Annotated in this window: 10 protein-coding genes; 3 read left to right on the plus strand and 7 right to left on the minus strand. The window is 44.4% G+C overall.

The window, feature by feature from the left end; translation table 11 throughout:
- From M3P07_RS15755 to M3P07_RS15765, 3 genes are read left to right on the plus strand one after another with little or no spacing between them, the layout of a single operon-like run.
- A complete protein-coding gene (locus M3P07_RS15755) occupies positions 1-798 on the plus strand; it encodes a Cof-type HAD-IIB family hydrolase (RefSeq protein ID WP_249970890.1) in 798 nt (265 codons plus the stop codon).
- 34 nt (positions 799-832) lie between these two features.
- Entirely contained in the window at positions 833-2,095 is a 1,263-nt protein-coding gene (locus M3P07_RS15760) for a DUF819 family protein (RefSeq protein ID WP_249970891.1), read from the plus strand.
- 45 nt (positions 2,096-2,140) lie between these two features.
- Positions 2,141-2,839 carry a DUF4369 domain-containing protein gene (locus M3P07_RS15765; RefSeq protein ID WP_249970892.1) on the plus strand — a complete coding sequence of 233 codons (699 nt, stop codon included), beginning with the start codon at positions 2,141-2,143 and terminating at the stop codon, positions 2,837-2,839.
- A gap of 5 nt (positions 2,840-2,844) precedes the next feature.
- Here M3P07_RS15765 and M3P07_RS15770 read toward each other — a convergent pair whose 3' ends face one another.
- The 7 genes from M3P07_RS15770 to M3P07_RS15800 all read right to left on the minus strand — a co-directional run bounded on the left by M3P07_RS15770 (position 2,845) and on the right by M3P07_RS15800 (position 16,505).
- Positions 2,845-3,117 carry a hypothetical protein gene (locus M3P07_RS15770; RefSeq protein WP_249970893.1) on the minus strand — a complete coding sequence of 91 codons (273 nt, stop codon included), beginning with the start codon at positions 3,115-3,117 and terminating at the stop codon, positions 2,845-2,847.
- 24 nt (positions 3,118-3,141) lie between these two features.
- On the minus strand, positions 3,142-4,110 hold the full coding sequence (locus M3P07_RS15775) for a type I phosphomannose isomerase catalytic subunit (RefSeq protein ID WP_249970894.1): 969 nt from the start codon (positions 4,108-4,110) through the stop codon (positions 3,142-3,144).
- A 3-nt stretch (positions 4,111-4,113) separates the two neighbouring features.
- Positions 4,114-4,521: a 6-pyruvoyl trahydropterin synthase family protein gene (locus tag M3P07_RS15780; RefSeq protein WP_249970895.1), complete on the minus strand. Its 408-nt coding sequence runs from the start codon at positions 4,519-4,521 to the stop codon at positions 4,114-4,116.
- Positions 4,511-5,050 carry an isopentenyl-diphosphate Delta-isomerase gene (idi, locus tag M3P07_RS15785; RefSeq protein ID WP_249970896.1) on the minus strand — a complete coding sequence of 180 codons (540 nt, stop codon included), beginning with the start codon at positions 5,048-5,050 and terminating at the stop codon, positions 4,511-4,513. The genes M3P07_RS15780 and idi overlap by 11 nt, the downstream gene beginning before the upstream one ends.
- A gap of 73 nt (positions 5,051-5,123) precedes the next feature.
- Positions 5,124-6,056, minus strand: a complete 933-nt coding sequence (locus M3P07_RS15790; protein ID WP_249970897.1) for a PorP/SprF family type IX secretion system membrane protein — start codon at positions 6,054-6,056, stop codon at positions 5,124-5,126.
- A 26-nt stretch (positions 6,057-6,082) separates the two neighbouring features.
- Positions 6,083-8,050: a T9SS type B sorting domain-containing protein gene (locus M3P07_RS15795; protein WP_470299696.1), complete on the minus strand. Its 1,968-nt coding sequence runs from the start codon at positions 8,048-8,050 to the stop codon at positions 6,083-6,085.
- A 76-nt stretch (positions 8,051-8,126) separates the two neighbouring features.
- Positions 8,127-16,505, minus strand: coding sequence for a beta strand repeat-containing protein (locus M3P07_RS15800; protein ID WP_249970898.1), 8,379 nt, complete (start codon positions 16,503-16,505; stop codon positions 8,127-8,129).
- Positions 16,506-16,551 lie beyond the last annotated feature (46 nt).

A 16,551-nucleotide genomic window follows, 5' to 3' on the forward strand; every position in this document is an offset into this window, starting at 1 on the left:
ATGAATTACAAAATACTATGCTCCGATTTGGATGGTACGTTATTGTCCAGTAAGAACGATGTTTCAGATTTTACGGTAAACGAAATCAACCGGATTAAAGATCGGATTAAAATAATCCTGGTATCCGCAAGAATGCCCAAATCCATGACCTATCTTCAAAAAAGAATGGGCATTGAGGAAAATCCAATCGTATGCTACAACGGGGCCTTGGTACTAGAAGCCAACAAGGTGATCCACAGTACTACAATATCCATATCAAAAACCAAAGAGCTGCATGCCCTTTGCAAGGCAGCCGATATTAAGCTGGGGCTCTACCAAAATGATGATTGGTGCGTCGCAGAAACTTCTGAAAGGGTGGAAAAGGAAATTTTCAACACCAAAGCCCGTCCTACTTTTGAGCCTACATCCACAACACTCGAAAGATGGGAAGCACATGCCAATGGTCCCCATAAAATAATGCTCATGGGAAGCAAACAGGCGATGGACGAAATAACCCCGGTTTTGCAAGCCAGATTTTCGGACGAAATGAATGGCTATCGCTCCAATGATACATTGATTGAAATTGCACCCAAAACTGTTTCTAAACTGCAAGCTATCCGGTCCCTCTTACAACCTGGGGAATCTCTGGAAGATGTGATCGCCTTTGGTGACAACTTCAACGACGTGGAAATGTTGGAAAAAGTAGGATGCGGAGTTGCCGTTTACAATGCCCGGGAAGCAGCAAAAAAAGCGGCCAATCACCTAACCCTTAGCAACACAGAACATGGGGTGGCCCAGTTTATCCAAGACCATTTGTGATTTTCCTATATTTGGAAATCACTAGTCTTAGTCTATGAACCAACTACCCTTTACCGAAGATACCATCATCTTTGGATTGCTATGCCTTTGCCTCGGCTTCGTTTTTTATACTTCATCAATTAAATCAGGCTTTTGGAAAAAATTCTACGGAATCGTTCCAACGGTGCTCATGTGTTATTTGCTGCCGGCCATTCTGGCCAGTACGGGTATCGTGGATGAAAAGTCTTCCAACACCTACTACGTGGCAAGCCGGTATTTGCTCCCAGCCGCCTTGATTTTAATGACCTTGAGCATAGACCTCAAAGCTATTGCCAACTTGGGCTCCAAGGCGCTGATCATGTTTTTGACAGGTACCGCGGGAATCATCATCGGTGGTCCCCTTGCCATCTTAATTGTTTCCATTTTTTCTCCGGAAACAGTCGGGGGAGTCGGTTTTGATGCAGTTTGGAGAGGTTTGGCCACAATCGCGGGCAGTTGGATCGGCGGAGGGGCCAACCAAGCAGCCATGTTGGAGGTTTTCCAATTCAATCAAGAAAACTATGGGGGAATGGTGCTCGTGGATATTGTGGTGGCCAATCTTTGGATGGCGATCTTGTTGTTGGGCATTGGAAAAACCAAAAGAATTGACGCTTGGCTTAAAGCCGACACTTCATCTATTGAAGAACTAAAGGAAAAAGTAACTGCACATACAGCCAAAATAGCAAGGGTGACATCGCTTCATGATTTCATGATGATGTTACTTTATGCATTTGCCGGTGTGGGTATCGCCCATTTGGTGGGACATCATTTCGCTGAATTTCTGGAGAACAACTTCGAAGTGATTCGCAACAAGGAAAAAATATTGTCGTCCCTAGGTTCCAAATTCCTTTGGATGGTTGTTTTTGCCACAGCCATAGGTATTGGTCTTTCCTTTACAAAGGCCAAAAACTATGAGGGTGCCGGTGCCAGTAAAATTGGGGGCATGTTCATTTATATTTTGGTTGCAACCATAGGGATGAAAATGGACTTGGGCCGAGTTATGGAAAATCCAGGCCTCATTGCCATTGGTTTGGTCTGGATATGTATCCACGCCGGACTTTTGATCGCTGTCGCCAAATTGATCAAAGCCCCATATTTCTTTTTGGCCGTTGGCAGTCAAGCCAACGTTGGTGGGGCCGCTTCGGCTCCTGTGGTCGCCGCTGAATTTCACCCTTCTTTGACGTCAGTCGGGATTCTTTTGGCCGTTTTTGGCTATGTGGTGGGCACTGCGGGCGCTTATTTATGTGCCATCCTTATGGAAGTTGCTTCCAAGGTTTAATTATTCCCTAAGTTTGTGCATATTTGCCACGCAAAAATTTTATTCATGAAACGGGTTTTATCAATTTTGGTCTTCGTTGTATTATTGGCTTCCTGTGGTGGCAAATCTGAAAACACCATGACGGTATCCGGCAATGTCAAAGGGCTTAAAAAAGGAGTGCTATTTCTACAACATTTTCAGGATTCTGCCTTGGTTGTCATCGATTCCATTGAAATTCAAGGAAATGGTAGTTTCGCATTTTCCCACGAAGTGATGGAACCAGAGATTTTTTACTTATACCTGGATAAACAGGATAACAACACGATCAATGACCGAATTACTTTTTTTGGGGAGGCCGGGGAGATTACCATCAATACCCAATGGAACACTTTTGATTTAAATCCTGAAATCCTAGGCTCTAAAAGTCATGATAAAATGGAGGAATTCAATGAAATGATGTCCAACTTCAGCATTCGGGAAATTGAGCTGCTACAATTGGGCACCTTGGAAGAATACCAAGAAGATTCCTTGAAATTGGATTCGGTACAAAGGCTAATCGACCGAAATATCATTAGTTCGTATAGATATGCTTTGAATTTTGGGTTGATGCACGGCGATTCGTATGCAACGCCTTATTTGATGAGCACGGTTGCGGATGTAGTAAACCCTAAGTACTTGGATTCTGTATACGGACTTTTGGAACCTGAAGTAGCATCCTCCAAATATGGTAAAGCCTTAAAGGAACAATTGGAAAGTAGCAAATAAGCTTTTTAGTTGGAGAGTTTGTTGAACTCTTGTACCAAAGCGGTTGCCTTTTCTTCCAGCAGGTTTCGGATATCTTTAAAATGTGCCTTGCGGTTATCCACGTCTTTTTGGTGGATTTTGGCCATAAGCTCGTCAAAAACGTTAATGGCCTTATCAATGATCATGGTTCCTTCCTCGGAGTCCTTATTGTCGGAACCGGCTTCCCATAGGTAAACCGCCTCGATGATATCCCCCAAAACAAAATTGACATCTTTCTTTAAATCTCGAATACTTGCCATACTAGTGTTTTTTCAAATGTACTATTAAATGGTTACTTCTAAAAGTCTTGCCCCCTCGGTTGCAATGGAAATTTTATTACTGGAAGCAGGTACCAACACTGTTTCCCCTTTGATTATGCCGACAACTCCCTCCTCATTCGAAACTTCCGCGCTGCCGGCCACACACATATAAATTGTGAAGGAATCTCTTGTGGCAACTTCCTGGTCCAGCGTAGCTGTTAAATCCAAAAAATTGGTCTTAAAGTACGGGCAGTCCACCATATCGTTTACCTTGTCCTGCTCCTTGGAATACGATACTTTAAAGTCGTCTTTTTTGGAATAATCCATGGCATCCAGAGCAAGCTCGGTATGTAGTTCCCGGAGATTTCCATTTTTGTCCCTCCGGTTAAAATCGAACACCCTGTAAGTCACATCCGAGGTCTGTTGAATTTCGGCCAATAGTACACCAGCTCCGATAGCATGGATTTTTCCCGTATTGATGAAAAAAGTATCTCCTTCCCCCACTTCTTCATAATTCATCAAACTTTCCAAGCTACCTTCTTCCAAACTTTTCACATATTCCTCCTTTGCAACATCCCTATTAAAACCGACAATAAGCTTGGCCCCGGGGTCGGCATCCATCACATACCACATCTCGGTCTTTCCAAAGGAATTATGCCTTTTTTTAGCCAATTCATCACTTGGGTGGAGCTGAATGGACAAGTCCTGTTTGGCATCAATAAACTTGATCAAAATGGGAAAGTCCTTTCCAAAACGGTCCACAACGGAATTTCCCAATAAGGATTCCCCATCTTGTTGAATAAGTTCTTGTAAGGATGTACCCTCCATACTCCCATTTTCAACGATGGATATATCGCCATCAACCCCAGAAAGTTCCCAGCTCTCGCCGGTGATATCGCTATCTATGGATTTGTTCAAGACATCTTTAAGCTTGGTTCCGCCCCATAGACGTTCTTTTAGTATGGGTTTAAATTTTAATGGGTATAGGTTCATATTTTATCCGGAATAGGTTACAAAGTTACGAGGGGTCTCATAAAGTACCACCTCCAGTTCCTTTTTTTTGTCGATATGTGGCCTCAGTTTGTTCCAGATGACCACTGCAATATTTTCGGCCGTTGGATTCAAATTTTTAAATTCTGGCACATCCAGATTCAGGTTTTTATGGTCCAAGGCTTCCTCCACATGTTCTTTAATAAGCTCTTTCAGAATTTTTAGGTCCATGACAAACCCGGTTTCTTGATCGATTTCCCCATATACGCTAACAATCAACTCGTAATTATGGCCGTGGTATTTGGGGTTGTTGCACTTTCCAAAAACCGCATCGTTTTTTTCATCGCTCCAGTCAGATCGAAATAGCCTGTGTGCGGCATTGAAACTAGCCTTTCTGCTTGCTTTAACCTTCATGGCCCGCATTGTTATCTGTTAGAAAACCGTAAAATCGTTCGAAGATTATCTTAAACCAAGCCGTATACTGATCTGGATTTTGGGCGATATCTTGTTTGATTTCGGAGGGATGCATCCACTTCCAGTTCTCGACCTCGTCCGGATTTATTTTGGGTTCCGAATCATAGGTTCCCATCATTACATGATCCAGTTCGTGTTCGGTAAGTCCGTTGTCAAAGGGAGCTTTGTAAATGAATGAAAATAATTCTTTCAATTCGGTGGTAAATCCCATCTCTTCCATCAATCTCCGTTTGCCGGCCTCAATATTGGTTTCTCCGTCCCGTTGATGGCTACAACAGGTATTGGTCCATAAAAGGGGGGAATGGTACTTGTCCTTGGCACGTTGCTGCAACATGGTTTCCCCTTTTTCATTCATGATAAAAACAGAGAAGGCCCTATGAAGCACAGCCTTTTCATGGGCTTCCATTTTGGGCATCAAGCCAATGGGTTCGTCATCCGCATTGACCAAAATCACCTTTTCCTCTTCCATGCGGTAAAAATATGACCTTTGGGAGGATTTATATCCTAAGAGGTTCTAAAAAATGTGGTTCGAATCGATTTCTTTAGAAGAATCGTGGGGATTTTAAGTTACCCAAGTTCTTAATGAAATCGTATCTAAAAATGACTTCGAAAGATCCATCGTTGAAGGTGGCGGCACCCAATTCCGTGATTTCACGATCATAGGCCAGTCCCAAAAAGATTTCATCGGACAGCCTGAATCCAAAAAGCCCACTAAATGCGGCATCCCATCGATAAGCGATTCCCCCGACAAACTTCTCGTTCAACATAAAATTTGCGGAAACATCTACTTGCAATGGTGCTCCTTGGACCATTTTTCCCAAGACCGTTGGCTTGAATTTGAGGAAGGGATTGATATCCCAAACATAACCTGTGATCATGTACCAGTTGATTCGTTCCTTGGCGGTGGAGACCGAAGCTTGGTCAAAATGTGTGGTTTCAAGCAATCTGGGAGCAGATGCGCCGGCGTAAAATCTATCAGTGTGATAGTACACCCCTGCACCGATATTCGGAGAAAATTTGTTTTGAATATCTTGTTGGGCCTGCAGTTGTGGGTCAATTTCAAACTCGTCCAATTCGGAATACCGAATATCCAACATATGGGCGCTGGCCTTAAGTCCAAAGCTCAGTTTTCCGTCAAACGAAGTTTGAATGGTATATGAAAAGTCAACATCAAAATAGGTTTCCGAAGTAGGTCCAATCTTATCGTTCACCACTGAAAGTCCCAGCCCTATTCCTCGATAGCCCAAGGGAGTATGTACATTCAAGGTTTGGGTTTCTGGAGCTCCCTCCAATCCCAACCACTGGTTTCGATACAGCGCAGCTATACTCATATGCCCCCTGGACCCTGCATAACCTGGGTTAACACTCACCGTGTTGTACATATATTGGGTGTATTGGGCATCTTGTTGGGCATGTACCAGGGTACCCATGCTCAAAACTACCAGAAATTGCAACCACTGAATTCTCTTTCTCATACGCTTAGCCACAGTATCAAATTCTTTTATCGGTTAATGTATAGGTAGCCCGTAAGCTGGTTATTTCTTCCTGTTGGATCTTGATAATCTATCACATAGAAGTAAGTACCTACCGGAAGTTTGTTGTCCTTGTTCACGGTTACCCTGCCTTCGGAAGTGCCATCAAAGACATTCCCATTGGTGTTGTATGCCCTGGTTGCGTAGACCTGCACACCCCATCTGTTATAAATTTTAACTGTGTTGTTTGGATAATCTTCTAAGTTGTTTATTGTGAATACATCATGTATACCATCGCCATTCGGCGTAATCACGTTAATTACATCAATAGGATCCACTTGGGTTGGACCTAGGTCTGGATCCAGATAGTTGGGTATGCCATCTTCATCGGAATCGTCATTGGCATAATTTCCATCCCCGTTCAGGTCTTCATCGATAGTAGCGATTCCGTCATCGTCATCATCAGAGTCCCTGTAATCCAATACCCCATCTGAATCTGTATCCATAAGATCAAGGGATGGATTATCGATTTCATCATTGACATCAACATCAATGGCTGTTCCTCCTTCAAATGCATCGTCAAGACCATCATCATCCTTATCCGACCCGATAAAGGTAGTATCTGCTGCGCCATCTTGGTCCCTATCATTCCCTTCAATGCTATCCGGTACATTATCATCATCACTATCATCGTCGACATAATCTGGAATTCCGTCTCCCTCTGTGTCCACAGGGATCAAGCCGACATTACCGCCAGTTTCGTAAGCATCGTCCAAACCATTATCATTGGCATCGGTTAGACTTGGAGCTATGTAACCAAATGTTTCTTGGGCCTCTACATTGTCTGGGATTCCGTCATTATCACTGTCTATATCGAGGTAATCAGGAATACCATCCCCATCCGTGTCGGTTGGATCGGTGTCCGGATCATTGTCCCCATCGGTATTTAGATCTTCAAAAACATCCACAATTCCATCATCGTCCGCATCCAGGTCAATAACCGGAACATTAACCATAATGGTTATGGTTGCCGTACTACAGTTGGCAGCACCATCACAAATGGTATAATCCAAGGAATCTGTACCTAAATAACCAGGATTTGGGGTATAGGTAATAAAATCATCGGATGGATCAGCAGGGGTTCCGCTGTCATTTAATACAATGACCCCATTGGTTGGGCTTGTGGTTGTTATAGTTCCTACAGAAGGTAAATCGTTGTCATTCGCCAACATCATAATGTCCACTGCTACATCTTGATCAGTAGCCACAGAATCATCCAACGCGTCCACAATGGGCAGTACATCAATCGTGACAGTTGCAGTGCTGCATGCGCCGAAAAGATTACACAAGGTATAATCAAAGGTATCGGTCCCGTTAAAGTCGGCATCTGGAACATAAGTAACAATGTCGTCTGTTGGATCATTGGCTGTTCCGTTATCATTGATGGATACACTACCATTGGCTGGGTCACTTGCGGTCAGTATACCATCGGTAGGCAAATCGGTATCGTTGGCAAAAATATCGATCACAACCGAACTATCTTCATCTACTGAAGCGAGGTCATCCACAAGGTTTCCAGCTTGACTCATACAAACCACGGTAAATCGTGGAAGCTCACTTGAATTTCCGGCTTTGGTAATGGTTGCGGTATATCTTTCCACCGTTTGGGTACTAGTAACCGTGGGTTGGGTTTGGTCTCCTGCCAAGGGAGGATTCCAGCTAACCGTGGAGCCCACAGGAATACTCGCTGAAATGTTTAGCGTCACCTGATTATCAGGGGCGGCACAATCTGTTAAAATAAAGTATCCTGTCGCATTCGAACCACAAAGCGTTCCATCATAGGTCGCAAAGTATACCCCAGGTTGGGTAGCCTCATAAAAGAAATCGGTGCCCAAAACCGTCCCCAAATCGGATGCCTCGTACCATTGAAAATTGGTCTCATCACCACTATTTGGTGCTTGCAACAGAAATTGGGCTCGTGACAGCTGAGTTCCCAGCAACACGACCAGTAAGGTTAGTAATAAAGACTTATGTGGGGCCAATGATCTCAAAATCTCTTTTAGTCTTTATGAATTATTTTACAACAAATACAACATTGATCAATGAATTATATCCGGTTGGGACGGCATCTACCGTGAATGACATTACACCTGCGTCACTAACCGATACTCCAGAAAAAACGCTGGTATCGTAATACGTTATGTAATAGTGCAATTCACCCGCGGCATAGGTTGGTATGGCATTTGGTGCCGAAGGGCTTTTTACCGCTGGGCTGCCATACTGGGCAACATACTGTGCGTGTAAATCTATCGGAGTTCCTGGCCCAACTGAAGAAGCTGGAACTGCTATGGAAGGTGGATAGAATATACGAGCTGCCTTGGATGTGATCGGAGCAATGGCTTGTATTGCAGCTTCTACGGTGGTTTCGTTGGTTGGGGAAACCTCCCCAGCTTCGTCCATATCCACCGGAGTAACTAGATTTACCTCACCTGCATCCTGATCATCCGTGTTGATGCTGCTGATGTCAACCGTGTTTCCATCGGCGATGGTCAAGTCCGTTCCTGACAAGCTCAAGGTTTGGTCGTCGGTGTCAGTATCAATACTACTAATATCGATGGTGTTTCCATCCGCTATGGTCAAATTTGTACCGGATAAACTAAGCGTTTGATCATCAGTATCCGTATCAATGCTACTGATATCGATGGTATTTCCTCCGCTAATGGAGAGATTGGTTCCACTCAATCCCAAGGTCTGACCGTCTGTGTTCACTCCTGAAATATCAATGGTGTTACCATCGGCAATGGTCAAATCTGTTCCTGAAAGGCTCAAAGTTTGGTCATCGGTATCGGTGTCAATGCTACTAATATCTATGGTGTTTCCATCCGCTATGGTCAAGTCTGTACCTGACAAGCTCAAAGTCTGATCATCCGTATCTGTGTCAATACTACTGATGTCAACAGTGTTTCCTCCAGTAATGGACAAATCCGTTCCACTCAAGGACAAAGTCTGTGCATCAGTGTTTACTCCTGAAATATCAATGGTGTTACCATCGGCAATGGTCAGGTCTGTCCCAGATAGACTCAAAGTTTGGTCATCGGTATCGGTGTCAATACTACTGATGTCAACGGTGTTACCATCGGCGATGGTCAAGTCTGTTCCGGATAGGCTCAATGTTTGGTCGTCAGTATCAATGCTACCGATATCTACTGTGTTACCGTCAGCAATGGTCAAATCAGTTCCAGATAAGCTCAAAGTTTGGTCATCGGTGTCCACATATCCGCTTAAATCTACGGAGTTACCATCAGCAATGGAAAGGGTGTTTCCACTCAAGCTTAAGGTCTGGTCATCGGTGTCTGTGTCGATGCTGCTGATATCTATTGTGTTTCCATCTGCGATGGTCAAATCGGTTCCAGACAGACTCAAGGTCTGGTCATCGGTATCAACAGAACTAATGTCCACTGTGTTTCCATCGGCGATGGTCAAATCGGTTCCGGACAGGCTCAACGTTTGGTCATCGGTGTCCACATATCCGCTCAAATCAACGGAGTTACCATCAGCGATGGAAAGTGTGTTTCCGCTCAAACTCAGGGTCTGGTCATCAGTATCTGTGTCGATGCTGCTAATGTCGACAGTGTTTCCGTCGGCAATAGTCAAGTCTGTTCCTGATAGGCTCAAGGTCTGGTCATCGGTATCAACAGAACTAATGTCAACAGTGTTTCCATCTGCAATGGTCAAATCTGTACCAGATAAGCTCAAAGTTTGGTCATCGGTGTCCACATACCCGCTCAAATCAACGGAGTTACCATCTGCGATGGAAAGGGTGTTTCCGCTCAAACTTAAGGTCTGGTCATCCGTATCTGTGTCAATGCTACTGATATCTATTGTATTACCATCTGCGATGGTCAAATCTGTTCCTGACAGGCTCAAAGTCTGATCATCCGTATCTGTGTCAATACTACTGATGTCAACAGTGTTTCCGTCGGCAATAGTCAAGTCTGTTCCGGACAGGCTCAAGGTCTGATCGTCCGTATCCACATATCCGCTTAAATCTACGGAGTTACCATCTGCGATGGAAAGGGTGTTTCCGCTCAAACTTAAGGTCTGGTCATCGGTATCGGTGTCAATACTACTGATGTCAACAGTGTTTCCGTCAGCAATGGTCAAATCGGTTCCTGACAAACTCAAGGTCTGATCATCAGTGTCCGTATCAATTGAACTGATATCAACCGTGTTTCCATCCGCAATGGTCAAATCGGTCCCGGACAGGCTCAAAGTCTGGTCGTCCGTATCTGTATCGATGCTGCTAATGTCAACAGTGTTTCCGTCAGCAATGGTCAAGTCCGTTCCGGATAGGCTCAACGTTTGGTCATCGGTGTCCACATATCCGCTCAAATCAACAGAGTTACCATCGGCAATGGAAAGGGTATTTCCGCTCAAACTTAAAGTCTGGTCGTCTGTATCTGTATCAATGCTGCTGATATCGATGGTGTTTCCGTCAGCGATAGTAAGGTCTGTTCCTGATAGGCTCAAGGTCTGGTCATCGGTATCAACAGAACTAATGTCCACTGTATTTCCATCAGCAATGGTCAAATCGGTTCCGGACAGGCTCAAGGTTTGGTCATCGGTGTCCACGTATCCACTCAAATCAACTGAGTTACCGTCAGCGATGGAAAGTGTGTTTCCGCTCAAACTTAAGGTCTGATCATCTGTATCCGTATCGATGCTGCTGATGTCAACAGTGTTTCCATCCGCGATGGTCAAGTCGGTTCCTGACAAACTCAAGGTCTGGTCGTCCGTATCCACATATCCACTTAAATCAACGGAGTTCCCATCTGCTATGGAAAGGGTATTTCCACTCAAGCTTAAGGTCTGGTCATCGGTATCTGTGTCGATGCTACTGATGTCAACAGTGTTACCTCCGCTAATGGAAAGGTCTGTTCCGCTCAAAGACAGGGTCTGTGCATCAGTGTTTACACCAGAAATATCAATGGTATTTCCATCCGCGATGGTCAAATCGGTTCCTGACAGACTCAAGGTCTGGTCATCGGTATCAACAGAACTAATGTCCACTGTATTTCCATCAGCAATGGTCAAGTCAGTTCCTGACAAGCTCAAAATCTGGTCGTCCGTATCTACATATCCGCTCAAATCAACGGAGTTACCATCTGCTATGGAAAGGGTATTTCCAGTCAAGCTCAAGGTCTGGTCATCGGTATCGGTGTCAATGCTGCTAATGTCAATGGTATTTCCGTCAGCTATGGTCAAGTCGGTTCCTGACAGGCTCAATGTCTGGTCATCGGTATCTGTGTCGATGCTACTGATGTCAACAGTGTTACCTCCGCTAATGGAAAGGTCTGTTCCGCTCAATGACAGGGTCTGTGCATCAGTGTTTACTCCAGAAATATCAATGGTATTTCCATCCGCGATGGTCAAATCTGTGCCAGAAAGACTCAATGTTTGGTCGTCCGTATCCACATATCCACTTAAATCAACGGAGTTACCGTCAGCGATAGAAAGCGTGTTTCCGCTCAAACTTAATGTCTGATCATCCGTGTCTGTATCTATACTGCTAATGTCAATGGTATTTCCGTCAGCGATGGTCAAATCGGTTCCAGAAAGGCTCAAAGTTTGGTCATCGGTGTCCACATATCCGCTTAAATCAACAGAGTTCCCATCTGCTATGGAAAGGGTGTTTCCACTCAAACTCAAAGTCTGGTCATCGGTATCCGTATCGATGCTACTTATATCGATAGTGTTTCCGTCAGCGATGGTCAAATCGGTTCCAGAAAGGCTCAAAGTCTGGTCATCGGTATCTGTGTCGATGCTACTGATGTCAACTGTGTTACCTCCACTAATGGAAAGGTCTGTCCCACTTAAGGTCAATGTCTGTGTATCTGTCCCTGTGAATGTTGTCGGTGTTCCATTTTCACTTGTATAGGTATAGGTTCCATCCAAGTTGTCTGTTAGCGTTGTTATGGTTTCAGAAATACTGACCGATGCCACATTCAGGTAAAGTCCGCCATCTGTCCCAAAAGAAATATCGTTGTTGGCATTGCCACTTATTAGATCTACGGTTGATGGAGCTACACCATCATCTTGCAACGAAATGTTCAATTCACCTGCCACCATGGATAGGCCATCTATTGCCTGGTCATCAGTGTCTGTGTCAACACTACTGATGTCAACGGTGTTACCATCAGCAATGGTCAAATCTGTTCCTGAAAGACTTAAGGTCTGGTCATCGGTATCAACAGAACTAATGTCCACTGTGTTACCGTCTGCAATTGTCAAATCAGTTCCAGAAAGGCTCAATGTTTGGTCGTCAGTATCAATGCTACCGATATCTACTGTGTTACCGTCAGCAATGGTCAAGTCAGTTCCGGACAAGCTCAATGTCTGGTCGTCCGTGTCAACATATCCGCTCAAATCGACCGAGTTACCATCTGCGATGGAAAGGGTGTTTCCACTCAAACTTAAGGTTTGGTCATCCGTATCCGTATCGATAATGCTAATGTCTATTGTGTTTCCGTCAGCAATGGTCAAGTCAGTACCTGACAAACTCAATGTCTGATCATCTGTGTCCGTATCAATTGAGCTGATATCAACGGTGTTTCCTCCACTAATGGATAGGTCTGTACCGCTCAATGACAATGTCTGTGCATCGGTATTTACACCGGAAATGTCTATGGTATTACCATCGGCTATGGTCAAGTCGGTCCCGGACAAGCTCAAAGTCTGGTCATCCGTATCGGTATCGATACTGCTGATGTCTATTGTGTTTCCGTCGGCGATGGTCAAATCTGTTCCAGAAAGACTCAATGTTTGGTCGTCAGTATCAATGCTCCCTATATCCACTGTGTTACCGTCAGCAATGGTCAAATCAGTTCCAGAAAGGCTCAATGTCTGGTCGTCCGTATCTACGTATCCGCTTAAATCAACAGAGTTGCCATCTGCAATGGAAAGCGTGTTTCCGCTCAAGCTCAATGTCTGGTCATCTGTATCCGTGTCAATGCTGCTGATATCGATGGTGTTGCCATCTGCGATGGTTAAATCTGTTCCTGAAAGACTCAATGTTTGGTCGTCAGTATCAATACTACCGATATCCACTGTATTGCCGTCAGCGATGGTCAAATCTGTGCCTGAAAGACTCAAAGTTTGGTCATCGGTATCCACATATCCGCTTAAATCAACGGAGTTACCATCTGCAATGGAAAGCGTGTTTCCACTCAAGCTCAAGGTCTGATCATCAGTATCCGTATCTATACTGCTGATATCAACAGTATTACCTCCACTGATTGATAAATCTGTCCCACTTAAGGATAAAGTCTGTGCATCGGTATTTACACCGGAAATATCTACCGTGTTTCCGTCAGCGATAGTAAGGTCTGTTCCTGATAAGCTTAAAGTCTGATCATCCGTGTCCGTATCAATTGAACTGATATCAACGGTGTTTCCATCGGCGATAGTCAAATCGGTTCCCGACAAGCTAAGCGTTTGGTCGTCCGTATCCACATATCCGCTTAAATCAACGGAGTTACCATCTGCAATGGAAAGCGTATTTCCGCTCAAGCTCAAGGTTTGGTCATCGGTATCGGTGTCAATGCCACTGATATCGATGGTGTTTCCGTCAGCGATAGTAAGGTCTGTTCCTGATAGACTTAATGTTTGGTCATCGGTGTCCGTGTCAATTGAGCTGATATCCACCGTGTTTCCTCCACTAATGGACAAATCTGTCCCACTTAAGGACAAGGTTTGTGTATCCGTTCCAGTGAATGTAGTTGGTGTGCCATTTTCACTCGTGTACGTATAAGTGCCATCGAGATTGTCTGTTAATGTCGTGATGGTTTCTGAAATACTTACAGAAGCCACATTCAGGTAAAGTCCTCCATCCGTCCCAGCAGAAATATCATTGTTGGCGTTGCTACTGATAATGTCAACTGTAGAAGGGGCAACACCATCATCCTGCAAGGAAATGTTCAACTCACCTGCAACCATGGAAAGATCGTCAATTGCCTGGTCGTCTGTATCGGTGTCAATACCGCTTATATCAACTGTGTTTCCGTCAGCAATGGTCAAATCCGTTCCGGACAAGCTCAAGGTTTGGTCATCTGTGTCTGTATCAATGCTACTGATATCGATGGTGTTTCCGTCAGCGATAGTAAGGTCCGTGCCTGATAGACTTAAAGTCTGATCATCTGTGTCCGTATCAATTGAACTGATATCAACGGTGTTTCCTCCACTAATTGACAAATCTGTCCCGCTTAAGGACAAAGTTTGTGCATCGGTATTTACACCGGAAATGTCTATGGTATTACCATCGGCTATGGTCAAGTCTGTACCTGACAAACTCAACGTTTGATCATCAGTATCTGTATCAATGCTGCTAATGTCAACGGTGTTTCCATCGGCGATGGTCAAATCTGTACCAGAAAGACTCAATGTTTGGTCGTCCGTGTCCACATATCCACTCAAATCGACCGAGTTCCCATCTGCAATGGAAAGCGTGTTTCCGCTCAAGCTCAAGGTCTGGTCATCTGTATCCGTATCGATACTGCTTATATCGATAGTGTTTCCGTCAGCGATGGTCAAATCAGTACCTGACAAACTCAATGTCTGATCATCTGTGTCCGTATCAATTGAACTGATATCAACGGTATTACCTCCACTGATTGATAAATCTGTTCCACTTAAAGACAACGTCTGTGCATCGGTGTTTACCCCAGAAATATCTACCGTATTTCCGTCAGCTATAGAAAGATCCGTACCTGATAAGCTCAACGTTTGGTCATCAGTATCAACAGAACTAATGTCCACAGTGTTTCCATCTGCAATCGTCAAGTCCGTGCCGGATAGGCTCAATGTTTGGTCGTCCGTGTCCACATATCCGCTCAAATCGACCGAGTTCCCATCTGCAATGGAAAGCGTGTTTCCGCTCAAGCTCAAGGTCTGGTCGTCTGTATCTGTATCAATGCTGCTGATATCGATGGTGTTTCCGTCAACGATAGTAAGGTCTGTTCCTGATAGGCTTAAAGTCTGGTCATCCGTGTCCGTATCAATTGAACTGATATCAACTGTGTTTCCTCCACTAATGGATAGATCTGTCCCGCTTAAGGACAAAGTCTGTGCATCGGTGTTAACCCCAGAAATATCTACCGTATTCCCGTCAGCGATAGTTAGGTCTGTTCCTGTTAGACTTAAAGTCTGGTCATCTGTGTCCGTATCAATTGAGCTGATGTCTACGGTGTTTCCATCTGCGATGGTCAAGTCGGTTCCTGACAAGCTCAACGTTTGGTCGTCCGTATCTACATATCCACTCAAATCGACCGAGTTCCCATCTGCAATGGAAAGCGTATTTCCACTCAAGCTTAAGGTCTGGTCGTCTGTATCTGTATCAATGGTGCTGATATCGATGGTGTTGCCATCAGAAATGGTCAAATCTGTACCTGACAAGCTCAACATTTGGTCATCAGTATCTGTATCAATGCTGCTGATGTCAATGGTATTTCCATCTGCAATGGTCAGGTCAGTGCCGGACAGACTCAGAGTCTGGTCGTCTGTGTCCACATATCCACTCAAATCGACCGAGTTCCCATCTGCAATGGAAAGCGTATTTCCGCTCAAACTTAATGTCTGGTCATCTGTATCGGTATCAATGCTGCTGATATCAATGGTATTTCCATCTGCAATGGTCAGGTCAGTGCCGGACAGGCTCAAAGTCTGGTCGTCCGTATCCGTGTCAATTGAGCTGATATCAACAGTGTTTCCTCCACTAATGGATAGGTCAGTTCCACTCAATGATAATGTCTGCGCATCAGTGTTTACTCCGGAAATATCTACCGTGTTTCCGTCAGCGATAGAAAGGTCGGTACCTGACAAGCTCAACGTTTGGTCATCGGTATCAACAGAACCTATATCAATCGTATTCCCATCTGAGATGGTTAAATCCGTTCCCGAAAGGCTCAAAGTTTGATCATCCGTGTCCGTATCAATCAATGCAGCAATATCTGCTAGAGCAACAGCAAATGTATTCGCATCGGAATCTGTAATAACAAGATTTGTATTTGTACCATCAATCCCAAAAGAGGCAATTGTGGTATTTGTATCGGTAAGTGAATCGCTTAAACTACTTAAATCGACATTTACACTTCCCCCATTTTCCAAAGTCAATGTCAACTCATTTGTAGCTCCATCTAAAGTAAACCCAGTAAGCTGCTGATCATCCGTAGATGTCAATTCCCAGGAATCCCCATCCCAAAAATAAATAGTTCCAGTTCCTGTGTTGACATAAATATCGCCAGTATCCACACCTGATGGAGTGGTAGCTCCTGCTGCGGACACATCTGTTCCACTCAGGACTTCACAGTTGCATTGATCTTGAAGGGTTACTGTTGTTTGCGAAAAGGCAAATCCTGTGCAAAGCAGCAGGAAAATGACTAAGATGCTCTTTTTCATGGGGTTATGCTTAGTAGACATCGCGTCTGGGTTGAGTTTTTGTAAT

It is taken from the genome of Flagellimonas myxillae (assembly GCF_023502235.1).
GTDB lineage: Bacteria > Bacteroidota > Bacteroidia > Flavobacteriales > Flavobacteriaceae > Flagellimonas > Flagellimonas myxillae.

What these genes read in the sequence shown, in the direction of transcription:
- M3P07_RS15770 (WP_249970893.1), bottom strand. Translation starts at nt 3,117, where the DNA reads ATGGCAAGTATTCGAGATTTAAAGAAAGATGTCAATTTTGTTTTGGGG.
- M3P07_RS15755 (WP_249970890.1), top strand. Translation starts at nt 1, where the DNA reads ATGAATTACAAAATACTATGCTCCGATTTGGATGGTACGTTATTGTCC.
- M3P07_RS15800 (WP_249970898.1), bottom strand. Translation starts at nt 16,505, where the DNA reads ATGAAAAAGAGCATCTTAGTCATTTTCCTGCTGCTTTGCACAGGATTT.
- idi (WP_249970896.1), bottom strand. Translation starts at nt 5,050, where the DNA reads ATGGAAGAGGAAAAGGTGATTTTGGTCAATGCGGATGACGAACCCATT.
- M3P07_RS15765 (WP_249970892.1), top strand. Translation starts at nt 2,141, where the DNA reads ATGAAACGGGTTTTATCAATTTTGGTCTTCGTTGTATTATTGGCTTCC.
- M3P07_RS15760 (WP_249970891.1), top strand. Translation starts at nt 833, where the DNA reads ATGAACCAACTACCCTTTACCGAAGATACCATCATCTTTGGATTGCTA.
- M3P07_RS15780 (WP_249970895.1), bottom strand. Translation starts at nt 4,521, where the DNA reads ATGAAGGTTAAAGCAAGCAGAAAGGCTAGTTTCAATGCCGCACACAGG.
- M3P07_RS15775 (WP_249970894.1), bottom strand. Translation starts at nt 4,110, where the DNA reads ATGAACCTATACCCATTAAAATTTAAACCCATACTAAAAGAACGTCTA.
- M3P07_RS15790 (WP_249970897.1), bottom strand. Translation starts at nt 6,056, where the DNA reads ATGAGAAAGAGAATTCAGTGGTTGCAATTTCTGGTAGTTTTGAGCATG.